This window comes from Bradyrhizobium sp. CCBAU 45321 (genome assembly GCF_028128975.1).
In the GTDB taxonomy this organism is placed as follows: Bacteria; Pseudomonadota; Alphaproteobacteria; order Rhizobiales; family Xanthobacteraceae; genus Bradyrhizobium; species Bradyrhizobium yuanmingense.
Genome location: NZ_LFKZ01000131.1, coordinates 162774 through 182246, shown reverse-complemented (window position 1 = coordinate 182246; position 19473 = coordinate 162774). Strand labels below are relative to the sequence as shown.

General features: G+C 65.2%; 26 protein-coding genes. 17 read left to right on the top strand and 9 right to left on the bottom strand.

All coding sequences use genetic code 11. The features are described from left to right. The first annotated feature begins 114 nt into the window (after positions 1-114). Entirely contained in the window at positions 115-711 is a 597-nt protein-coding gene (locus ACM43_RS36325; RefSeq protein WP_157287451.1) for a L,D-transpeptidase, read from the top strand. Between the two features lie 42 nt (positions 712-753). Here ACM43_RS36325 and ACM43_RS36320 read toward each other — a convergent pair whose 3' ends face one another. Beyond that, positions 754-1185, bottom strand: coding sequence for a COG4315 family predicted lipoprotein (locus ACM43_RS36320; protein WP_157287449.1), 432 nt, complete (start codon positions 1183-1185; stop codon positions 754-756). Between the two features lie 118 nt (positions 1186-1303). Beyond that, on the bottom strand, positions 1304-1768 hold the full coding sequence (locus ACM43_RS36315) for a MarR family winged helix-turn-helix transcriptional regulator (protein WP_271546818.1): 465 nt from the start codon (positions 1766-1768) through the stop codon (positions 1304-1306). Between the two features lie 102 nt (positions 1769-1870). On the opposite strand from ACM43_RS36315, the gene ACM43_RS36310 reads away from it, so the two are divergent. The 3 genes from ACM43_RS36310 to ACM43_RS36300 all read left to right on the top strand — a co-directional run bounded on the left by ACM43_RS36310 (position 1871) and on the right by ACM43_RS36300 (position 4645). Then, positions 1871-3793, top strand: a complete 1923-nt coding sequence (locus ACM43_RS36310; RefSeq protein ID WP_271546816.1) for an FAD-binding monooxygenase — start codon at positions 1871-1873, stop codon at positions 3791-3793. 235 nt (positions 3794-4028) lie between these two features. Continuing rightward, entirely contained in the window at positions 4029-4310 is a 282-nt protein-coding gene (locus ACM43_RS36305; protein WP_036000293.1) for a hypothetical protein, read from the top strand. Positions 4311-4438: 128 nt separating this feature from the next. Beyond that, on the top strand, positions 4439-4645 hold the full coding sequence (locus ACM43_RS36300; protein ID WP_036000235.1) for a hypothetical protein: 207 nt from the start codon (positions 4439-4441) through the stop codon (positions 4643-4645). A gap of 43 nt (positions 4646-4688) precedes the next feature. Here ACM43_RS36300 and ACM43_RS36295 read toward each other — a convergent pair whose 3' ends face one another. Together ACM43_RS36295 and ACM43_RS36290 are read right to left on the bottom strand one after the other, a co-directional pair. Then, entirely contained in the window at positions 4689-5033 is a 345-nt protein-coding gene (locus tag ACM43_RS36295; protein WP_025035970.1) for a DMT family transporter, read from the bottom strand. Positions 5034-5193: 160 nt separating this feature from the next. After that, positions 5194-5859, bottom strand: coding sequence for an O-methyltransferase (locus tag ACM43_RS36290; protein ID WP_271546813.1), 666 nt, complete (start codon positions 5857-5859; stop codon positions 5194-5196). A gap of 98 nt (positions 5860-5957) precedes the next feature. Between ACM43_RS36290 and ACM43_RS36285 the strand changes: the two genes are divergently transcribed. After that, positions 5958-6590: a TetR family transcriptional regulator gene (locus tag ACM43_RS36285; protein ID WP_157287443.1), complete on the top strand. Its 633-nt coding sequence runs from the start codon at positions 5958-5960 to the stop codon at positions 6588-6590. Between the two features lie 56 nt (positions 6591-6646). Then, positions 6647-7462, top strand: a complete 816-nt coding sequence (pdxY, locus tag ACM43_RS36280; protein ID WP_271546811.1) for a pyridoxal kinase — start codon at positions 6647-6649, stop codon at positions 7460-7462. Positions 7463-7466: 4 nt separating this feature from the next. Here pdxY and ACM43_RS36275 read toward each other — a convergent pair whose 3' ends face one another. After that, positions 7467-8774, bottom strand: a complete 1308-nt coding sequence (locus ACM43_RS36275; protein WP_271546809.1) for a hypothetical protein — start codon at positions 8772-8774, stop codon at positions 7467-7469. Positions 8775-9016: 242 nt separating this feature from the next. Here ACM43_RS36275 and ACM43_RS36270 point away from each other — a divergent pair, with 242 nt between their 5' ends. Both ACM43_RS36270 and ACM43_RS36265 read left to right on the top strand, forming a co-directional pair. Beyond that, the gene (locus tag ACM43_RS36270) at positions 9017-9220 is read left to right on the top strand and encodes a hypothetical protein (RefSeq protein WP_271546807.1); all 204 of its coding nucleotides are present in this window, start codon (positions 9017-9019) and stop codon (positions 9218-9220) included. A gap of 171 nt (positions 9221-9391) precedes the next feature. Next, entirely contained in the window at positions 9392-9643 is a 252-nt protein-coding gene (locus tag ACM43_RS36265) for a hypothetical protein (RefSeq protein WP_271546805.1), read from the top strand. Here ACM43_RS36265 and ACM43_RS36260 read toward each other — a convergent pair. Next, positions 9640-10200 carry a bifunctional transcriptional activator/DNA repair enzyme AdaA gene (locus tag ACM43_RS36260; protein ID WP_157287437.1) on the bottom strand — a complete coding sequence of 187 codons (561 nt, stop codon included), beginning with the start codon at positions 10198-10200 and terminating at the stop codon, positions 9640-9642. The two genes, ACM43_RS36265 and ACM43_RS36260, sit on opposite strands and share 4 nt — an antisense overlap. Before the next feature lie 129 nt (positions 10201-10329). Here ACM43_RS36260 and ACM43_RS36255 point away from each other — a divergent pair, with 129 nt between their 5' ends. Together ACM43_RS36255 and ACM43_RS36250 are read left to right on the top strand one after the other, a co-directional pair. Beyond that, complete coding sequence (locus ACM43_RS36255) at positions 10330-10746, top strand: nuclear transport factor 2 family protein (RefSeq protein ID WP_271546802.1); 417 nt, start codon at positions 10330-10332, stop codon at positions 10744-10746. Positions 10747-10831: 85 nt separating this feature from the next. Continuing rightward, positions 10832-11746: a DMT family transporter gene (locus ACM43_RS36250; protein WP_271546800.1), complete on the top strand. Its 915-nt coding sequence runs from the start codon at positions 10832-10834 to the stop codon at positions 11744-11746. Between the two features lie 6 nt (positions 11747-11752). Here ACM43_RS36250 and ACM43_RS36245 read toward each other — a convergent pair whose 3' ends face one another. After that, positions 11753-12103, bottom strand: a complete 351-nt coding sequence (locus ACM43_RS36245; RefSeq protein WP_271546799.1) for a zinc ribbon domain-containing protein YjdM — start codon at positions 12101-12103, stop codon at positions 11753-11755. Between the two features lie 349 nt (positions 12104-12452). Here ACM43_RS36245 and ACM43_RS36240 point away from each other — a divergent pair, with 349 nt between their 5' ends. The 5 genes from ACM43_RS36240 to ACM43_RS36220 all read left to right on the top strand — a co-directional run bounded on the left by ACM43_RS36240 (position 12453) and on the right by ACM43_RS36220 (position 16187). Then, entirely contained in the window at positions 12453-12857 is a 405-nt protein-coding gene (locus tag ACM43_RS36240; protein WP_157287472.1) for a VOC family protein, read from the top strand. Positions 12858-12972: 115 nt separating this feature from the next. Next, entirely contained in the window at positions 12973-13620 is a 648-nt protein-coding gene (locus ACM43_RS36235; protein WP_271546795.1) for a cell envelope biogenesis protein TolA, read from the top strand. A gap of 297 nt (positions 13621-13917) precedes the next feature. Further along, positions 13918-14199 (top strand): hypothetical protein, encoded by a 282-nt coding sequence (locus ACM43_RS36230; protein WP_271546793.1) that lies wholly within the window; start codon positions 13918-13920, stop codon positions 14197-14199. 218 nt (positions 14200-14417) lie between these two features. Continuing rightward, positions 14418-15458, top strand: coding sequence for an acyl-CoA desaturase (locus ACM43_RS36225; RefSeq protein WP_128261898.1), 1041 nt, complete (start codon positions 14418-14420; stop codon positions 15456-15458). 225 nt (positions 15459-15683) lie between these two features. Continuing rightward, positions 15684-16187, top strand: coding sequence for a hypothetical protein (locus tag ACM43_RS36220; protein WP_036033716.1), 504 nt, complete (start codon positions 15684-15686; stop codon positions 16185-16187). Between the two features lie 186 nt (positions 16188-16373). Here ACM43_RS36220 and ACM43_RS36215 read toward each other — a convergent pair whose 3' ends face one another. Further along, positions 16374-17387 (bottom strand): hypothetical protein, encoded by a 1014-nt coding sequence (locus tag ACM43_RS36215; protein ID WP_271547266.1) that lies wholly within the window; start codon positions 17385-17387, stop codon positions 16374-16376. A gap of 344 nt (positions 17388-17731) precedes the next feature. On the opposite strand from ACM43_RS36215, the gene ACM43_RS36210 reads away from it, so the two are divergent. Further along, positions 17732-18034, top strand: a complete 303-nt coding sequence (locus tag ACM43_RS36210) for a hypothetical protein (RefSeq protein ID WP_271546788.1) — start codon at positions 17732-17734, stop codon at positions 18032-18034. Positions 18035-18223: 189 nt separating this feature from the next. Here ACM43_RS36210 and ACM43_RS36205 read toward each other — a convergent pair whose 3' ends face one another. Then, positions 18224-18880, bottom strand: coding sequence for a phasin family protein (locus tag ACM43_RS36205; protein WP_271546786.1), 657 nt, complete (start codon positions 18878-18880; stop codon positions 18224-18226). Between the two features lie 185 nt (positions 18881-19065). Between ACM43_RS36205 and ACM43_RS36200 the strand changes: the two genes are divergently transcribed. After that, complete coding sequence (locus ACM43_RS36200; protein ID WP_025575662.1) at positions 19066-19332, top strand: DUF2312 domain-containing protein; 267 nt, start codon at positions 19066-19068, stop codon at positions 19330-19332. Positions 19333-19473 lie beyond the last annotated feature (141 nt).

The following is a 19473-nucleotide window of genomic DNA, read 5'->3' as shown; positions in this document are numbered from 1 at the left end:
TTTGGCAATATCTGGCGACGTTGGGGGCGGTGTTGTTCCGCTATTGGGGGGCCGGCGGTGCCTAGATCTCTACTCGTTTTGTTCGTCGCAGCCCTGTTGCCGCTCGGCGGCTGCATGCAGACGACACTTTCGCCATCGACGGATGCGAGCATGACGCCGCGCGACCGTCAGTTGCTCGCGCACGCGCCTTACGCGAAGGCGAACGTGCCCCAGCAATATCTGCGTCACATCGTCGATTATCACCGCAAGGAGCTGCCGGGCACGATCCTGGTCGATACCGACGCGCGCTACCTCTATTACGTGCTGCCCGAGGGCAAGGCGATCCGCTACGGCGTTGCGGTCGGCGAGGAAGCCATGGCGTTCTCCGGCGTCGCGCGGGTCGGCCGTTTGGCGGAATGGCCGGACTGGGTCCCCACCGCGGATATCCAGGCGCGGCTCGGTCCCTATCCGGCGCGCGTTCCCGGTGGTCCCGCCAATCCGCTGGGCGCGCGGGGCATCTATCTCTATGTCGGCAACAAGGACACGCTCTACCGCATCCACGGCACTAACCAGCCCGAATATATCGGGCAGGCGATCTCGTCCGGCTGCATCCGGATGCGCAACGAGGACGTCATTGATCTCTACGACCGGGTGAAGCTCAATTCGATGGTCGTGGTGTTGCCGCCGGGGCAGAGCGCGCAGGCCGAGGCGGGTGGACGCTGGCGCGGCTGAGGTCTGCGCCGGTCAGTTCGAGTTTTGGTGCGTTGTCACGCTCTAGTTCTCAGGCCGGGCGACCCGCCATTGCAGCGTCGTGGCGTTGCCGTTGGCGTCGCCCGGCGCCTTGTCGGCGGGCGAGGTGTAGAGCGGGCGATAACGGTAGGCCCACATCTTGCTGCCGTCGTTGCGGCTGATCACGGTGAAGTCGCCGACGGCCCTGGCGTCGGCCGTTGCGGCGAGCGGCACCCAGCTCTCGATGCATTTGCCGTTGCAGTTCGACGTCTTTCCCGTGGTGTCGCGCTCGTAATAGTAGAGCGTCATGCCGTTGAGATCGACGAGCTTGGGCCCCTGCTTGGTCAGGATCACCTTCGCGGGAGCCGTTGGCGCCTCGACCTTCGGCGGAGGAGGATCGCCGCCGCCATGGCCCCCTGCGACCGCCTGAACGGTCGAGAGCGCGACGGCCGCGGCCGCAACCAGGAACCTGAACATCCGAAACTCCGCCCCGCAAAGTTAATCGCGCGTTAAGCGCCCCAATGCGGCCGACGTTAGCAGCCGAAGGTTAGTTCCTGGTTTCGTGCGCTGCGACAATTACCGACATGGTCCGAGATCAGAGCTGCGTATCGCGCAGCGGCGCGCGGCTGAGCTCGTTGCCGGCGGCGATCGCCTTGCGCAGCAGCCGCATCAGCTCCTCACCCTCTTTCGCGCTGAGGCCGCGCAGCATGATGCGCTGCGCGGATTCGACGGCCGGGGTGATCTTGCGCAGCGTGCGGCGGCCCTCGTCGGTGATCTCGAGCTCACGCGCGCGGCGGTCGCGGCTGGAGGGGCGCCGCTCCGCGAGGCCCTTCTGGACGAGGCGATCGATCACGCCGGTGATGGTGGTGCGATCGTAGGCGATCAATCCGGCGAGCGTCACCTGATCGAGCCCTGGATTGGCCTTGATGGTCGCAAGCGCCGCGTATTGCACCGGCGTGAGATCGAAGCCGGCATCCCCGACCTCGGCCAGGAACACCGCGACCGAGATCTGCTGGAAGCGGCGTGCCAGATGTCCGGGCATGTCGTTGTTGTCTTTCACCGAAATCTCCTCCGGGGCAGAGCGGTGCGGATCATTTGACAAGTATACTGATAGTCAGCATACTGAGCAATAATCAAACAGAATTTGGCGGGAGAGGTGCTCATGCAGTTCCATCTCAATGGATTTCAGCCGGGCGACCCTGAAATCGCCGATCCTGCCGCGCGCGTTCAGGCATCGGGAGCGGCGGGCGCCGTGCCTGGCGAGGTCGATGTCCTCATCGTCGGCTGCGGGCCGGCCGGCCTGACGCTCGCCGCCCAGCTCGCGCAATTCCCCGACATCAGGACCTGCATCGTCGAGCAGAAGCCGGACCGCCTGCTGGTCGGTCAGGCCGACGGCATCGCCTGCCGCACCATGGAGATGTTCCACGCCTATGGCTTCAGCGAGCGTGTGCTGAAGGAGGCCTGTTGGGTCAACGAGACCACGTTCTGGAAGCCGGATGAAGCGGCGCCGGAGAAGATCGTCCGCAGTGGCCGGGTGCAGGACGTCGAGGACGGGCTGTCGGAATTCCCGCACCTCATCCTGAACCAGGCGCGCGTCCATGATTGCTTTCTCGACGTCATGCGCAAGTCGCCGGCGAAGCTCGCGCCGTATTACAGCCGACGCGTGCTTGATGTGAATGTCGATCCGGCCGCCGGTGCCGACGATCCTGCCGTGACCGTGCGCCTCGAACGCGTCGATGCCGCGAACGAGGGCAAGGTCGAGACGATCAAGGCCCGCTACGTCGTCGGCTGCGACGGCGCCCGCAGCACGGTGCGCAAGTCGATCGGGCGCGAGCTGCACGGTGATTCCGCCAACCACGCCTGGGGCGTGATGGACGTGCTGGCGGTGACCGATTTTCCGGACATCCGCTTCAAGTCGCTGATCCAGTCGGCCAAGGACGGCAGCCTGCTGATCATTCCGCGCGAAGGCGGCTACATGGTCCGCATCTATGTCGAGCTCGCCAAGCTCGATGCCGGCGAACGCGTCGCCAATCGCAACATCACCGCCGATGACGTGATTGCGAAAGCGCAGCGGGTCCTGAAGCCGCATCGGCTTGAGGTGAAGGAGATCGCCTGGTGGTCGGTCTACGAGATCGGCCAGCGCCTCACCGACAAGTTCGACGACGTGCCGGAGGGCGAGATCGAGACGCGCCTGCCGCGCATCTTCATCGCCGGCGATGCCTGCCACACCCACAGCCCGAAGGCCGGGCAGGGCATGAACGTTTCGATGCAGGATGCCTTCAATCTCGGCTGGAAGCTCGCCGCCGTGCTGCGGAGGCAATGTGCGCAAAGCCTGTTGCATTCCTACTCGGCCGAGCGCCGGGCAGTCGCGAAGGAGCTGATCGATTTCGATCGCGAATGGGCTGATATCCTCGCCTCCGCCGCCAAGGCCGGCGGCGCCGATGCCGCCAAAACGCAGGACTATTTCGTCCGGCACGGACGTTTTACCGCGGGCACGGCAACGCATTACAAGCCGTCGATACTCACCGGCGCGGCCACGCATCAGCATCTTGCGCAGGGCCTCATTATCGGCACGCGCTTCCATTCCGCGCCGGTGATCCGGCTGGCGGATGCCAAGCCGGTGCATCTCGGCCATGCCGGACGGGCTGATGGCCGCTTCCGCATCTACGCGTTCTCGCCCGCTGAGAACCCCGCAGCGTCGGGCTCGGCCATTCGTGCTTTGTGCAATTTCCTCGCGGAGTCCCGGAAGTCACCTATCCGTCGATATACGCCTGTTGGAGCTGACATCGACAGCGTGATCGATCTGCGCGCGGTGTTTCAGCAGGACCATCGCGAGCTCGCCATCGAGGCAATGCCGCCGATGTTGCTCCCGAGCAAAGGCCGCTATGGCTTGCACGACTACGAGAAGATGTTCTGCCCGGATTTCAAGAGCGGCCAGGACGTCTTCACGATGCGCGGCATCGATCGGGCTGCCGGCTGCATGGTCGTGGTGCGGCCCGATCAGTATGTCGCGACCGTGCTGCCGCTCGACGATTTTGCCGGGCTCGCATCGTTCTTCGATGCCTTCATGCTGCCGGCGAGCTGACGCCGAAAGCGCCGCGTGGGCCGTGCCGCCCGCGATGCCGCATGCGGCGCAGCCGAGCTAGCACGGCTGCAACGAAAGCCCGGCCCTCGTGCCGGGCTTACCGCTTGCGCGCGCCCTCCGGTTCCGTGCGCGTACAATTTAAGAAAGTTCTTCGCGGGCAGATTTCATCGATCGTAATATGTCTATCCAAAGCTGTAAGCATCCACTCGGGGCAGCGGGGCACCGGAGGATGACGATGAGACAGAACCAAGCGGAGACGCGCCGTCAGCAAAATGTCGCGAAGCGGTCGATGACCAAGGAGGCCAAGCAGCTGGCCGGCCTGATTGCCGGACTGCGCGAATCCCTCGAGGAGATCCACAAGGAGCGGGCGGGCACCAAGCTGTCGGGCGCAGAAATGGGACTACTCGATGAGCGTCGCAACAATCTGCTGCTCACCATCGCAGCCCTCAATGACCGTCTTTCGGCGGTGCAGGGCCTCATCAATCTCGGCCGCCCGCACATTATCCGCGTGCACTAGCGCCGATCCGAGGCAACGAGATCGCTCTGTTGCGACGGCACGGGGCCGGCCACAGGCCTCGTGGATGGCACGAAATTGCCACGCTCCCGGCGAATTGCCGCCAAAGCCCGCTGCCACGAGAAGGCCGGGTGCAGGGCGACGCAAGGGGATGCGAATTGGCCTACAAGATGGTCGCAGAACGCGACAACGAAAAGTACAGTTTCGCCCGCGAGAGCCGATTGCTCATCGTAGCGAAGGCGAAAGTGTGGGCGAGCGAGGGGTGGCGGGTGGTCGTCACCGACCAGGATGGCAAGGCCTACGCGCCGTCCGAGCTCGATCAGCTGTCCGCAGCGTGATGGTGGAGCGCGGCCTGGACCTTCAGTGCCGGTGCCGCGCGCATCAACGCACGGTGGTCTCCGAGAACAGGTTGATGATCACCACCCCTGATACGATCAACGCGATACCGACGAAGGCTGCGGCGTCCAAGATCTGACGGAACAGCACGAAGGAGACGGTGGCGGTCAGGATGATGCCGACCCCGCCCCAGATCGCATAGGCGATGCTCAACGGAATCACCCGGATCGCCACCGAGAGCGCGTAGAACGAGGCGACGTAGAACAGCACCATCGCCAGCGTCGGCCAGGGACGGGTGAACTGCGCGGACTGCTGCAGGAACGCCGACGCGGTGACCTCGAACACGATGGCGAGGGCGAGGGCCGTATAGGCGTTGAAGGCGGAGGTCATGAGCCTCTTGGCGTGAGGAAGATACCGCGCGGCTGTCGCCAATATCACATGCGAATGACGAACCTGCGACATTGCCGACGGGACGTGGTGACTTCCGCTGGGGCCGAGCCGCCGCGTGTGATCGTGCGGCGGCTCGAGGCCGCGATGCGTCGGCCCCTTCCTAGCTGATCCGGACCGAGAGTTCGACATCTTCGGCAAAGGGCGTGGACATGTAGCCGCTGCCGGGCGCGCGCACCCGCGCCAGATAGTCAGGGCTGTGGCCGGCGTTGTCGGCGACGATGATCGCCCCCGGCCGGAGCCGGCCTTCGACCAGATCCAGGATCTCGCGGTAAAGCGCCTTGGCACCATCGAGCAGCACGAGATCGACCGCATCGGGCAGATTGGTGCTGAGTGTCTTCAGCGCGTCGCCTTCGCGGATGTCGACGAGATCGATCAAGCCGGCGGCCGAGATGTTGTCTCGCGCCCGCGCCGCCTTGGACGGCTCGAACTCGCTGGTGATGAGACGCCCCCCACCGTTGTCGCGCAGGCCCGCGGCAAGGTGCAGTGTCGAGATGCCGAACGAGGTGCCGAACTCGACGATGGACCGGGCGTGGGAGCTGCGCGCCAGCATGTAGAGCAGCGCTCCGGTCGCGCGCGAGACCGCGAGCGGTGCGTCCTTCAGGCGTCCATAGAGATCGCGATATTCGGTCATGCTCCGCATCATCCGCTCCCGCTCTGCGTCGGACAGGTCTGCGACTGCGGCTTCCGTTGCTTCGCTTGCTGCCTCGGCTTCGCTGAACAGGCGATCCAGTAGCGGCGCAAGCGAAGCGATGGTCGGGGTGGTCATTCGAAGTCTCCAGAGTTGGCGAAAGAAGCGCGTGCTTGCGCGTCGTTTGAAATACGACTAATTCGTCGCATTTCCTATTCGCATTGCCGGAGCGACCCATGGCCGACCGTCGAAGCCGTTCAATTTCCTCGCGAAAACAGCCGCAACAAGCCCGCTCGACGGAGCTGGTGGCGGCGATTCTGGATGCGGCTGTTCAGGTTTTGGCGAAGGAGGGCGCGCAACGTTTCACCACGGCGCGGGTGGCTGAGCGGGCCGGGGTGAGCGTCGGGTCGCTCTATCAATATTTTCCAAACAAGGCCGCAATCCTGTTTCGTCTCCAGAGCGACGAGTGGCGGCATACGAGCGAGCTGCTGCGCGATATCCTCGCCGATCGCGCCAAGCCGCCACCGGCGCGGTTGCGCGCGCTGGTCCATGCCTTCATCCGCTCCGAGTGCGAGGAGGCTGCGATCCGCACGGCCCTCAACGACGCCGCGCCACTCTATCGTGACGCACCCGAAGCGCGCGAGGTCCGGGCGGCCAGCAAGGGCATCGTCGATGCCTTCATGCGAGAGGCGCTGCCCAAAACTTCCAATGCGACGCGGGGTCTCGCCGGCGAGCTGATCACGACCACGCTCAGCGAGGTCGGCAAGCGATTTTCGGAGACGCCGCGCAGTCATGCCGAGATTGCGCATCATGCCGACGGGCTTGCCGACATGTTCTGCGCCTATCTCGGGGAATTGGGCCGACGCTGAAGCGAGATCCGGGCAACACTTGCATCGCTCCACGTTTGTCCGTACGGACCTCTTTCATGCTCGTCATCTCCATCCAGAGCCAGGTGGTCCACGGCCATGTCGGCAACAGCGCGGCCGCCTATGCCCTGCAGGCGGAGGGCGTGAACGTCGCTGCGGTGCCGACGACGCTGCTGTCCAACCATCCGCGCTATCCGAGCCTGCGCGGGCGGGTGCTGGAGACCGAGCTCGTCGCCGATCTCCTCAAGGGCGTGGAGGAGCGCGGCCTGGTCGACGAGGCCGCGCTGCTCGTTACCGGCTATCTCGGCTCGCCCGGCAATGCCGCCGTGATCGCCGACTTCGTCGAACGGGCGCGCACGCGGAATGGAAAGCTCGTCTATCTCTGCGATCCCGTGATCGGTGACGACGGCCGCGTCTATGTCGCGGACGGCATCCTGGACGTGCTCCGCCACCGGCTGCTCCCGGCGGCGAACCTGACGACGCCGAACCAGTTCGAACTCGAGCTGCTCTCTGGCGCCGCAATTGCCGACGCCGAGAGCCTCAGCGCGGCCTGCGCGGTGCTGGCTGGGGCAGGCACCGACGTCGTCGCCACCGGCTGCACCCTCGCTGACACGGCGGCGGGGCAGGTGGAGACGATCCTGTGCACTGATGGGCGATTGTCGCGCTTTGCGACGCCGCGCCTGCCGATCCGTCCCTACGGCACCGGCGATCTCCTTACCGGGCTGATCGCGGCGCATCTGGCCAAGGGCGAAGCAATGGAGTTGGCGGTAGGGCGCGCGGTCGACACGGTCTTTGCCGTGCTGGTGCGCACGCAGGACGCCGGCTCGGCCGAGATGCGGCTGGTGCCGCTGCCGACGGCAGAGCGCAAGCCGTAAACCGTCAGGTCGCGCGCTTGCCGGCCGATTGCGCCGACTTCTGCGGCTTGGCCGCCGAGCCCTTGTGCTCGCGCGCGACGTCAGCCTTCGGCGGCTTGGCGCTCGCGAGGCCTTGTGTCTTCTTCGGCTTGGCGCCGGCAACGTCCTTGCGGTCGGAGGTGCCGCGCTTCGAGATATATTCCTGGCCGTCGATCGGGCCGACATGGGGCGGATCGCGGCCGAGATAGGGGCGCCCGATGCCAAACGCCTTGCCGTTGGCGTCGACCCACTTCCACAGGATCTCGGTCGAGACCCAGCGCTGCGCCCGATTATTGCCTTGCGTGCTGACGATATCGGCGGCCATGCCATGGCCATAACCGCCGCGCGTGCTGCCGCCGTGATAGGAACGGTTGGACGCAGCCTTCAGGCCGCTCGCGATCGACTGGCGATAATCGTCGCGGAACGCGCTGGTGATGCCCGGCGAGAGGCCGGCGGCTTCGGCCGCGAGCATCATGCGGAACAGCTTCCGCTTGAAGCTCTTGTCCATGCCGCCGATGACGTAGTCCATCATTGACATGCCCGCGCGCTCGGCCGCATGTGGATCCTTCCAGGTGAAGTCCTGATCGACCAGCTTGGTGAAGCTGCGCATCACCGTGACGGTCTTGCCCTTGCGCTTGATGGTGACGGCGCGCCGCTCCTGCACCTTCATCGTGTCTTCCTTGGCGGTGCGCTGATAGAGCGCCCAGAGGTAGCGGTCGATGCAGGCTTCCATGACGAAGCATTCGTCGAGCACAGCGATGTTGTCGGCAGGCGGTGACGCCTTGCGCGCAGGCGCAACGGGGTCGCTCGCGCTCGCCGCGGCCGACAATGTGTCCGTCGTCACGATCTCGGTGGGATCGGCGGATGCGAGCTTGACGGGCTCGGGCGCAGGGGCGGGGGCAACCTCGCTGACGACGGGCTCCGGTTCAGGCAAGATCGGCGGCGCGGGCACGGCTTCCGCCGGCAGGATCAGCGCCGGGTCGGCCGAGGCAAGCTTGATGGTGGAGGCGGGCTCTTCCGGCGTTGCCTCTGCCGGTGCGGCAGGGTCGGGCAGCGCAGTGACGGTGGCCGCGATGTCGGCGGCCAAGGCGACGCGGTCCTCAAGGGTCGCAGCGCGCGGCACGTCGGCGAGGTCGATGCGGCCGAGATCCTTGGCGTGCGAGATCGCAGCTACATTGGCGCCGCTATTCTCGATGAGCGCAGGCGCATAGGCGGAGAGAGACAATGCCAGCCAGCCGGCGACAACCGCCGAGGGACACGATAACGCCACCAGAAGAGACCGCCGATCGTTCATGATCCCCTGCCTCCAAACGGTCTGCTCGAACAATCCTGCCCGAACAGTGATGATGCAAACAGTCTGACGAAACAGTCGCACGGAAAGGCACGCAGCACGTCGATTGTTCGGGCCACGGTGTGGCGGCGCAATGGCGCAAATCGGGGAGTGCGGGCTTTTCGGGGCAACTGTGGCCGAAGTGCAACGCCCGGTTCCATTTGACGCTGCCGCAACTTTGTTGCGGCTGGTGCGTTGGAGGCGCCATGACGCATCCCTCGCTTCGTCCCATGGACGCCTTCGACCCCACCGAGCCCGCCATCCTGCACGATCGTCTCTCCGACACGATCATCACCTGGACCGCCGACCAGGCCGAGGACTACCGCCGCGCCAGCCGGCCTAGCGCGGATGGAACCGTGGCCTGGAAGACCTATCTCTTCGATGGCTGGGGCAACGTGCTCGGCGGCTGAGCACTTCCTCTGGAGGCGCCGCGTCGCAGCCGGCGCGATTCGCCCAAATCCCTGGACGTATTAGGCATAACGTCATGCACCGCATGCGATGTTGCAATGCGGCTGTGTATGTCGCGCTGCAGCAAAATGCGCCTAGATAGGCTTCGACTCTCAAACCTCGGAGCATCACCAATGAACAAGAAGACCTTGTCGATCGCCGCCTTCCTGACGATCGCGGGCGGCACCGCGGCTTTCGCCGCCGAGCTGCCGACCTATGAGGCCAACGGTTTCCCGGTTTCCCCGCTGCAGGTGCGCGTGCTCGGTGCCGCACATGTCGAGCAGCAGGTCGCAACGCCAAGCGCAATCGCCTCGGTCCACCAGGTGAAGGTGCTCAGCCCGCGCAAGGTGAAGACCGCGGACGTGATCACTGGCGCGGGCCGCTAAGCTCGCCGCGCGCGCAGGCTTGACGGCGAGCGGCCGTAGAGTTCGGCGAAGGCGGCGTTGAACCTGCGCAGGCTGCCGAACCCGGCCTGGAATGCGATAGCGGTCATGCTGTCATCGCCGGCATCGAGCAGGCGCTTGGCGCGCTGGACGCGCAGTGTCTGGGCGAGCTGCTGCGGCGTAGCGCCGACATGGCGCTCGAACAGGCGCGCCAGGTGACGCGACGAGATGCCGAGCCGCGTCGCGAGATCGACCACAGAGCCTTCATCCAGCGCGCCGTCATCGATGAGCCTCATGGCCCGGGCCACCGTGGAGCGTGTGCCGTTCCAGGCCGGGCAGAAAGGAGCGGTCTCGGGACGGCAGCGCAGGCAGGGCCGGAAGCCGGCGGCCTCGGCAGCCGCAGCCGTCGGATAATAGACCACATTGCGCGCCAGCGGCTGCTTGGCCGGACAGACCGGCCGGCAATAGATGCCCGTGGTCTTCACCGCCGTGAAGAAGCGGCCGTCATAGCGGGGATCGCGGCGCAGGCGCGCGGCGTTGCAGACATCAAAGCTCAACATGATCGCATGGTAGCGCATGGGGGCGGCGGCGGAAGGGCTGCCGGATGACCGAGTCCGATTGCGGCGAGCCGCGGCGCGCCTCGCGGCCTAGAAGGCGGTTCTCATCGCAACACGGCCGGAGACCCCATCGTGACCAGCCCGAGAGACGTCGTACTGAACGCCTGGAAGACCTTTTCGTCACGCGATCCCGAGCGCATCGCGGCACTCTTCACCGAAGACGCCGAATGGATCGCGCCGAAGGGCAATGCCACCGCCATCGCGCTCGACCACACCGATCACATGAAGGGGCCGCACCAGATCGCGCGCTTCATCGCGCAGGAGATGCACCGATTGTTTTCGAGCATCGATATCGCGTTCCGCGGCGTGTATGTCGACGGCGATGTCGTGATCGTGGAGGAGCGGATGCGCGCCACGCTGCCCGGCGGCAAGCCGTACGAGAACGAGTATTGCTTCGTGTTCGAGGTGGTGGGCGACCGGATCAGGCAAGTGCGGGAATACATGGATACGCGCAAGGGATGGCGGATGGTCTTCGACGAGGGGCTGTAACACGCGCAGTCGGCACCGCCCTCGCGTGACAGCCCTGCAGCCGCGTGGGTTGAGCGGCTCAGCGAGCCGACATATCGAGAGATCCATGGATCAGCGGACGAGCGGCGCCGACGCTCAGAAGAAGGATACCGCGCCGGCACTGCTCGGCGTGGTCTGCGGGCTTGCCGCGGCGCTGTTCTGGGCGCTCGGCTTTGCCGCCACGCGGCACGGCCTCAGGGCCGGCTTCACGCCGGTCGATCTGCTGGTGCATCGCTACGTCTGGTCGGGGATCGCCTTCCTGCCCCTCGTGTTGCGCGCCGGACTCTCCGATCTCTGCGGTATCGGCTGGGGCAGGGGGCTGGTGCTGATGGTGCTCGGCGGTCCCGTGATGTCGCTGATCTCCTACAGCGGCTTCCTGTTCGTCCCGCTCGGCCATGGCAGCGTGATCCAGCCCTCTTGCGCCACGCTCGGCGGCCTCCTGCTCGCGGCGGTCGTGCTGAAGGAGCGGATCTCCGCCTCGCGCCTGACCGGCGCGCTCGTCATCGTCGGAGGCCTCGGCGTGATCGGTGCGGAATCGATCGGCCACATCGGCGCCGACGGCATTCAGGGCGATCTGATCTTCGTGCTCGCCGGGTTCATGTTCGCCGGCTTCGGCGCGATGCTGCGCCGATGGCGCGTCTCGGCCGTGCCGGCTGCGCTCGTGATCAACGTGCTGTCGCTGCTGCTGGTGCCGGTCTACGTCGCCACGGTCGGCCTCGCCCACATTGCGTCAATCGGCATGACCGAGAACGCGATCCAGGCGCTGGCGCAGGGCGTGCTTGCCGGCCCCGCGGCGCTCTATCTCTACGCCGTCTCCGTCCAGCGTCTCGGCGTCGCCCGCGCCGCGGTGTTTCCGGCCTGCGTGCCCGCACTGACGCTGCTCACGGGCTGGTTGCTGCTCGGCGAGCCGCCGACGATGCTGCAGATGGCAGGCCTCGTGACGGTGCTGTGCGGGTTCTACCTGGCGCAGCGGCAAAGCTAGCGGACCTCACGCCTTCTTCACGAACTCAGACTTCAGATTCATCGCGCCGATGCCGTCGATCTTGCAGGCGATGTTGTGGCCGTCGCTGGCGTCCTGCAGGCGGATGTTGCGCACCTTGGTGCCGCCCTTGACGACCGAGGACGAGCCCTTGATCTTGAGATCCTTGATCACGATGACGCTGTCGCCGTCGGCGAGCGCGTTGCCGTTGGCATCGCGCACGCCCGTATCCTGCGCCGTGTCCGCGGCCGCGTCCGCCGCGCCGCTCCATTCATGGCCGCATTCCGGGCAGACCCAGAGATCGCGGTCCTGATAGGCGTGCTCGGAATTGCAGGTCGGGCATTTCATCGTGTCGGTCATGACGGGCTTGTCTCGCGCGTTCGTTCGCGGCGCGACCGTAGAGGCGGGAACCGGGAAAGCAAGCAAAAGCTGGCAGGTGCTCGCGGCCGATTCTGAGCCTGAGGGGCAATCGAGGGCCTACTCAAGCAAGTGTTGTGAAAACAACCCCATGCACAGTAGCCATCCGTATGGAATTGCTCGGGGTTTTTCCTGACTTCGGTAAAATCGAACAAGAGTTGACCCGTCGGGCAAAACAATGGCATGATGCCATCGTGGAACGCGATCGGGGGCGTCGGGTGCGGCACCATCCCGGATTACGCTTGCGCTCCGTCCGGGCTACGCTCGCGCCTCAACTTGCGACGAGCCGCTCATGAGCTTCCTCCTCAACATCGACGTTCCCGACGTGGCGAAAGCCACGACCTTCTACACCGAAGCCTTTGGCCTCTCGGTCGGCCGCCGCTTCGGCGCCGACTTCGTCGAGCTCAACGGCTGGCCCGCGCCGGTGTATCTCTTGACCAAGCAGGCCGGCACGATCGGCGCCGGCGGCGACCGCCGCCGCTATGAGCGGCACTGGACGCCGATGCATATCGACGTCGTCGTCGACGATGTCGACGCCGCTGTCGCGCGTGCGCTCGCTGCCGGGGCGATCCTGGAAGTGCCTGCGAGCGATGCGCCCTATGGCCGGATCGCGATGCTGGCCGATCCGTTCGGGCACGGTTTTTGTCTATTGGCGTTCAGCGCGCAAGGCTATGACGCGTTGCTTGAAGATTCGTAGCCTCGATGGAGCGCAAGCGTAGTCCAGCGCCGAGCGTGCCGCACGACCCCGGATTGTGTTTTGCTCGATCCGGGCTACGCTCGCGCGCGGAAAGCTGCGCCGACATCGGAGCGATATGGCAAAGAAGCTGAAGACCTACCAGACCTCGCTCGGCTTCTACGATCAGGCGATCGCCGCGCCCTCGATGAAGGCGGCGCTTGCTGCCTGGGGCGCCAGCTCCAATCTGTTCCATCAGGGCGTCGCCAGGGAGACCGACGATCCCGATGTCGTCGCCGCGACCATGGCGAAGCCGGGCGTGGTGCTGAGGCGGCCGGTCGGCTCGGACGGCCCGTTCACCGAGAGCGCGGAGCTGCCCACCGATCTCGGCGGGGGCGAGGCCAAGCCCAAGCGCAAGTCCAAGAGCAAGGCCGAGAGCAAGCCGACGTCAAAGAAGCGTCCCGCCAAGACAGCCCGGCATGCATCCCGCGAAATCGATGATGCGGCCGCCCGCAAGGCCGCAGCAGCTTTCGAGAAGGAGGAGCGACGCCGCGAGGCAGCGCGTGCCAAGGAGGAGGCCGCCCGCGCCATGGAGCGTGCCCGGCGCGACAAGGCGGTTGCCGCGGCGGAAGCAGCGCTCGACAAGGCAACACGCGAGCACGAAGCGAAGGCGGGGGCGATCGAAGCCGAGCGGGCCGCGCTTGAAGCGCGCGCCGAAGCGGAGAAGGAGCGCTGGGACAAGCAGAGGCACAAGCTGGATCAGGCCCTGCGCCGCGCGCGCGAGTGAGAGGCAGGTGCCGACATCCGGGAGTTCTGTTGCGCACCTAGACCACCCTTGCGTCATACTCGCCGTCATTGCGAGCCACCGGGTCCGCGCGGAGCGCGGCCCGATGACAGGCTCCGCGAAGCAATCCAGGCTCCTTCCGCGGAAGGACTCAGGATTGCTTCGTCGCAAGAGCTCCTCGCAATGACGGGGGAGAGGTCGGAGCGCCAAAGCTCACAGCGCTTATGTCCGCACCTCGCGCGAAATTTGCTTGCCTCGCCTGGCATCCTTTTGCACTCTTGAAGCGAAGGAGACCAACGCATGACCAAGATGACTGTCGCCTGCGCGCTCGGAACGGCCCTGGTGCTGAGCGGCCTTGCAACCTCGGACGCCGAAGCCCGGACGCGGAGAGCCGTCGTCGTTCGCGCGCCGCAGGAGCGGCTCATCGTCACGGCGCCTGTGCTGAGGCCGACGCCGTGGGATTACAACATCGTGCCACGCTATCGCTATCGCCCCGAGCACGACCGGGTCGATCCCTACGGCCCGCCCCTGGTGCCGTCCTACGTGCGCTATGAAGGATGGCGCTGGCCGTATTGGTGGTGAAGGCACCGACCGACGCGAAACTGATCGGCGCGTGAGGGTGGGTGAGCTGAGCAGATGCACGACGTGCATCTGCTCGTCACGATCACTATTCTCTATCCGCGTGAAAACGGGTGGGGTGCGCCGGCCCGTGCTCCTACGGCCGCTCGGGTCCTTGCCTCAGATAACCAGGGGTTGTACGCTGCACTGCAGAAAAATGCAGTGTAAATGGATCGGCTGGAATGAGTGTGGTTGAGAGCGTGGCGTCCGAGCAGCTTTCGGAGCCGAAGATGCCGCCGGGCGTGCTGACCGAAGGTCCGCTGGTCGACGCCAAGTTTCGCGATTCCTACATCTCCTTCGCGATCATGGTCGGCGGCTCGATCGCCGCGCTGGTCTGGGCGTTCTGGCAGGGCATCGGCTGGGTGGAGGTTTCGGTCTTCGCCGGCACGTTCATCATGTCCACGATCGGCATCGGCTTCATGCATCGCTATTTCGTGCACCGCAGCTTCCGCTGCGGTCCGGTGATGCGGACGATCTTCGCCGCGCTCGCGACCATGGCGGTGCAGGGCTCGATCCTGAAATGGGTGAGCAACCACCGGCGGCACCATCTGCACTCCGACCGGCCCGGCGACGTGCACAGCCCGTACTATGACGGCTCCGGCAACGCGTATACCAGCTTCGCCAAGGGCATGACGCATGCGCAAGGCGGCTGGGTGTGGGACCGCGAGACCACCGATGCCAGCTACTACGCCAAGGACATCCTGGCCGACCCGATCGCGATGTTCTTCACCAGGACGCGCTGGTACTGGTACGCGCTGTCAGCGCTGATCATTCCAGGTGCCATCGGCTACGCCTTCGGCGGCGTGCGCACGATGATCGGCTGCATCCTGTTCTCAGGCCTGTTCCGCAGCTACCTGATGACGATGGCAACGTCGCTGGTCAACTCGGTCTGTCACAGCGACGGCCGCTGGGGCTACCGCCGCTTCGAGACCCATGACGGCACCACCAACGAGCTGGTGACCACGCTGCTGACGTTCGGCGAGGGGCTGCACAACAACCATCACCGCTTTCCGCGGGATGCGTATCTCTCGCACGCCTGGTACGAGGTGGACATCAACGGGCTGATCATCCTGGGGCTGGGGAAGCTCGGGCTGGTGCACGATATTTTCGCGGCGGGCGATGCCGGCCGCCATCGTGCTGCGGATGCAGGGCGGGGCGAGCCTGCGCCCGCCGCCGTCGGGAATGCCTTCGACGCCGACGACCGTCGCTCCCCCGGAACGTAATCGTGCCCGCCATGGCCCGGCGCCGATGCGGCGGGGAGTGCACTTCGAACAGGTACACGGATAGATTGAAGTTTGTTGGCTCGTTATCTCTGCGTGCAGTGTTGGCGATTGGGCAAAAGTGGCAAAGTGGAGACTGTCAAGAATACATAGAGGTAGAACGGCACTTATCCCCGTAATAAACCCAATGCTGCTTGGGGTTTCTTTGCGCGTATTGGGAGGACAGTCATGGCAAGTGTCGAACAATTGCACAGACGCGACGGAGTGAACTTGGTCCAACTCGAAGCGGACATCACTTCGATCCGGTCGGGAAGCTCCATTACTTCAGTTAATCTGCCTGATTACGTCGAGCACACCGCGGGGGTGTCCCGGGTCGGTGCGCTCAGTGCAGAAGCGGTCATTCGCGACTATGAGTCCGCTGCAAAAGAGATCGAGGCCATGGGCACCGAGTTGATCGACGCCGCGCAAAAATGCGAGGCGCTGACGGCCCAGGTTCATGATGCGATCGCCTTCATGCGAGAAACGGCGGCAGGCTATCGTGAAGAGGGACGCAAGATCTTCAAGCGCATCGAAGAATGCGCGCTGTTCACCGAAGACGTTCGCAAGACCTGCGAACAGGTCAAACGCAGAATGGCTGAAGTCTCGGTCGGCCCTTCCGATGAGGAGCTTGCGCCGCAAGAGCCCGAGCTGACGGGGATCGCGGCCAAGGTGACGATGAGCGAGATACGCTGAGGGGAGCGTAGGTCCGTAGGGTGGGTTAGCTGCGCGACTGCGCAAGGCGCAGCTCGCGCAGCGTAACCCACCACGTCTGTCTCCGCGGAAATCAAGAGGCGGGGTACGCCAGCGGACTGCGCTTCGCGCCGCCGCAGGCTAACCCACCCTACGGCACTTCAAATCGCGCGCCTTCGCGAAACGGGCTCACCAATCCGGATCGCCGTAATAATAAGGGTCGGCCATATAGCGCGGCGGCATCCAGGGGCCTCGCGGCGGTGGCCTCGGCCGTCGTGGCGCGGCGTCTGGTACGTGCGCCCGGGCACGCGCAGCCGTGTCGTTGCTCACCACGCTGCGCACGACGGGCTTGGCGGCTGCAGAGGCGGATGGCGCCGATGACGCGCTCAGTTGCGTTTGCAGCGCTTGGACCTGCGCGGCGAGGCGCGCATTGTCCGCCGCATCCTTCTCCTGCGCGGCCTTGAGCTGTTGAATAGTGTCGGCCTGGTCGCGCAGGGTCTGCTCGCTGCGGCTCTTCAGCTGCTCGAGCTTGCCGTTGATATTCGCAAGCTCGCTCGTGATGGCCTTGAGCGATTGCGCGAGCTCGGACGATGCCGGCTCGGCCGCCGTGGCGCCGGGCTTCGGGGCGCTTTCCGCGTCCTTAGGCCCCGGCGGTGCAGGCACCGGGCTCGGCTCATCCGCGGCCGCCAGCAGCACCGTCGCCGGCTGCTCCGGACTTTCCGCGGCGGTCGCTTGCGGGGGTGCGCTCGCGGGTGGAGCCCATCGCGCCATGATGGACTTGCCGATCGATGTCGCCTCGTCGCCATATTGCGATGCGACAGCGGCACCGAGCAGGCCGATCGCCATCACGAGAATAGCCAGAGCGCGCATCATCGCCCTGTCTCCCCTCAGGCCGTGATCGCGAGGCTTGGTGTTTAGAACCCTGGCATCCGGCGTCGGCGCCTTGTTTGCCGAGGTGGCGGCTGCCGTCGAGGCGGCGCTTGCGTGGAAGGTCCGCGGGGCTTCGCTGCTCCGTTCCATTCCAGAAACCAGCCGGTCCAGCCGCGCGAGGTCTTCCTCTGCGCTCTTGATCCGGTCGTAGGCCCGCGCCAGCCCACCGTCGGCGCGCGCCTCGTCCGGCTTGGCGGTTTCAGGCTTGGCCGCATCAGGCTTGTCGGTATCGGGTTTGGGGTCGTTCGTCTCAGGCACCGATGCGCTCTCCATCCGGTCGGGCGTCAATGGGAGGCAGTCCGATTTTTGGGAAGAATAGGTCTCGCTGCTATCAGACACAACGCGTGTGCAAAGGAAAAATTATGGCGGGCTCGGCACACCATGCGCGACACGGCGCTGTCGTGCGATCGCTTGGAATCTTCTGGTGCTGAAGCAGCCGGGAGCAGCTTCCCCGTATTCCTACGACGTGCACCGATCCTGATCGAAAAACGTTCATCGCGTTGCGGCGGCGACAGGGACCAGTCGAGCAGCGCCGGTCTCACCATGAGCGTTCGCTGACGGGAACGGGCGCTAGTCCATTCCGTTTCCTTCGAGGGGGCTTGTTCGAGGAGGACAACATGAAAGCAATGATCATCGCGCTTTCGGCTGCTGTTGTCATGGCTACAGCCCCGGCCGTATTTGCTCAGGGTGTATCGAGCAAGACGCCAGGTCATGAGATGCAGCAAATGGGTTCCCAGAAGGGCGAGCCGGGCGCTTCCAGCTACGCTCCGGGACATAAGAAGAAGCAGCAGGCGAAGTCCTCGAAGAGAACCAGCCCCGGCGCGTCGAGCTACGCTCCAGGACGAACTACAGGACAAACCACAGGTCAAACCACGGGCGCGAGCGGCGGGTCGACCACCGGCACCAAGTCCGGGTACTGAACTCCCGGCGGTCCTCAGGCGCGTAGGGTGAGTTAGCTCCGCGACGGCGCAAAGCGCAGGTCGGGTAGCGCAACCCACCTCTTTGATCTCGGCGGCGGAGGGGTGGTGGGTTACGCCGGCGGACCGCGCTTCGCGCAACCGCCAGCTAACCCACCCTACATCCCGCGGCGCCGCAATGTGCACCCGTCGTCAGTGACGTATCGTGCGGATTTCGAGCGTGGTCTGGGTGAGCCTGGCCACGAACCCCTCAAGATGCATGACCCTTTCTCTGGTCAATTGTTCATGCAGCTCGGCGATCTTCTGGGATTCGGCGACAAACGAGTCGCACGCCTGTTTCGCGTACGCCATCTGAAGCTCAAAGGCCTCGACGGGTGAACGCGCCGTCGCGAGCTTTCCCAGGAAATTCCAGGCTTGCTCAAGCGAGGTCCTGATGTAGTCGCTATAGGCGTCGGCAATCGCCTGCGTGGTGGCCTGGAACGGTTCGACCGGTGCGACGGGCGGGCTTGCAGCTAGCTCCATCCCGGAAGCCTCGTCCGGCAAGGCCGCAGCCGAAGGTATCTCCGCACTGATCTGTCGGCCAGGCTCTTGCTCGGTCTCGTGCTCGGTCTCTTGCCTGGTCTCCGCCGGGGCATCCGGCAATTGATGCGCTGCACTTGCGCGTTGCTCGCCGGCCCCGGTCCGATGTCCGGCCTTCTTCTTGCCGCCGCGCCGTCCGGATTTTCCCTTTGGCTTGTTGTCCACCGCACTCAACATTGCAAATGGCTCCCGAATATCGATGAAGCCGCGAGCCTCCGTCGCGTTTGCGCTGAAATCGCGATTGTGGGCTGTCGCTTGCGTGGCGGCCATGTGGTGAGATTTTGCCGCTGCATCGTCGAGGCATACGGGCAAGAAGTCGCCGGTCCAGATAGCTCGGGGTGGCCGCCTGTCCCGGGTATCGCTGCGGCGCGATGGCATCGGGTGCGGCAACTCGGTTAACACATTGGTCATTTCTTTGCGGGCATTTTCACGGCCTCATTCAGCAAGGAGGCACCATGTCCGACATCACCATTCCCGGCGGCAAGATCCGTTCTTTCGTCGAGCGGATCGAGAACCTCGACAGCGAGATGCAGGAGTTGAGCGAGCAGAAGAAGGAAGTCTTCGCGGAAGCCAAGGGCGAGGGTTTTGACGTGAAGATCCTCAAGGAGATCATCAAGCTGCGCAAGGAAGACAAGAACGAGCGCGACGAGCGCGAGAGCCTGCTCGACCTCTACATGCGCGCGATGGAGACGGCCTCGCCCGAGCAGGCGAAGGCGGCCTGATAGGAGCGGGTTGATCGGTGAGGGAGAGATGGCCGCGATCGCTGGGATTGCGGCTATCGCTCCGGAGCGGCGAGGCGAGAACGGCCTGGTGGATCGCCTCGGGCGGAACGACAATAAGGGCGGCCGTGGGCCGCCCTCTCT

Coding starts and splice junctions, on each gene's coding strand:
- ACM43_RS36325 (WP_157287451.1), top strand. CDS start 115: ATGCAGACGACACTTTCGCCATCGACGGATGCGAGCATGACGCCGCGC.
- ACM43_RS36320 (WP_157287449.1), bottom strand. CDS start 1,185: ATGTTCAGGTTCCTGGTTGCGGCCGCGGCCGTCGCGCTCTCGACCGTT.
- ACM43_RS36310 (WP_271546816.1), top strand. CDS start 1,871: ATGCAGTTCCATCTCAATGGATTTCAGCCGGGCGACCCTGAAATCGCC.
- ACM43_RS36305 (WP_036000293.1), top strand. CDS start 4,029: ATGAGACAGAACCAAGCGGAGACGCGCCGTCAGCAAAATGTCGCGAAG.
- ACM43_RS36295 (WP_025035970.1), bottom strand. CDS start 5,033: ATGACCTCCGCCTTCAACGCCTATACGGCCCTCGCCCTCGCCATCGTG.
- ACM43_RS36290 (WP_271546813.1), bottom strand. CDS start 5,859: ATGACCACCCCGACCATCGCTTCGCTTGCGCCGCTACTGGATCGCCTG.
- ACM43_RS36285 (WP_157287443.1), top strand. CDS start 5,958: ATGGCCGACCGTCGAAGCCGTTCAATTTCCTCGCGAAAACAGCCGCAA.
- pdxY (WP_271546811.1), top strand. CDS start 6,647: ATGCTCGTCATCTCCATCCAGAGCCAGGTGGTCCACGGCCATGTCGGC.
- ACM43_RS36275 (WP_271546809.1), bottom strand. CDS start 8,774: ATGAACGATCGGCGGTCTCTTCTGGTGGCGTTATCGTGTCCCTCGGCG.
- ACM43_RS36270 (WP_271546807.1), top strand. CDS start 9,017: ATGACGCATCCCTCGCTTCGTCCCATGGACGCCTTCGACCCCACCGAG.
- ACM43_RS36265 (WP_271546805.1), top strand. CDS start 9,392: ATGAACAAGAAGACCTTGTCGATCGCCGCCTTCCTGACGATCGCGGGC.
- ACM43_RS36260 (WP_157287437.1), bottom strand. CDS start 10,200: ATGTTGAGCTTTGATGTCTGCAACGCCGCGCGCCTGCGCCGCGATCCC.
- ACM43_RS36250 (WP_271546800.1), top strand. CDS start 10,832: ATGGATCAGCGGACGAGCGGCGCCGACGCTCAGAAGAAGGATACCGCG.
- ACM43_RS36245 (WP_271546799.1), bottom strand. CDS start 12,103: ATGACCGACACGATGAAATGCCCGACCTGCAATTCCGAGCACGCCTAT.
- ACM43_RS36240 (WP_157287472.1), top strand. CDS start 12,453: ATGAGCTTCCTCCTCAACATCGACGTTCCCGACGTGGCGAAAGCCACG.
- ACM43_RS36235 (WP_271546795.1), top strand. CDS start 12,973: ATGGCAAAGAAGCTGAAGACCTACCAGACCTCGCTCGGCTTCTACGAT.
- ACM43_RS36230 (WP_271546793.1), top strand. CDS start 13,918: ATGACCAAGATGACTGTCGCCTGCGCGCTCGGAACGGCCCTGGTGCTG.
- ACM43_RS36225 (WP_128261898.1), top strand. CDS start 14,418: ATGAGTGTGGTTGAGAGCGTGGCGTCCGAGCAGCTTTCGGAGCCGAAG.
- ACM43_RS36220 (WP_036033716.1), top strand. CDS start 15,684: ATGGCAAGTGTCGAACAATTGCACAGACGCGACGGAGTGAACTTGGTC.
- ACM43_RS36215 (WP_271547266.1), bottom strand. CDS start 17,387: ATGGAGAGCGCATCGGTGCCTGAGACGAACGACCCCAAACCCGATACC.
- ACM43_RS36210 (WP_271546788.1), top strand. CDS start 17,732: ATGAAAGCAATGATCATCGCGCTTTCGGCTGCTGTTGTCATGGCTACA.
- ACM43_RS36205 (WP_271546786.1), bottom strand. CDS start 18,880: ATGGCCGCCACGCAAGCGACAGCCCACAATCGCGATTTCAGCGCAAAC.
- ACM43_RS36200 (WP_025575662.1), top strand. CDS start 19,066: ATGTCCGACATCACCATTCCCGGCGGCAAGATCCGTTCTTTCGTCGAG.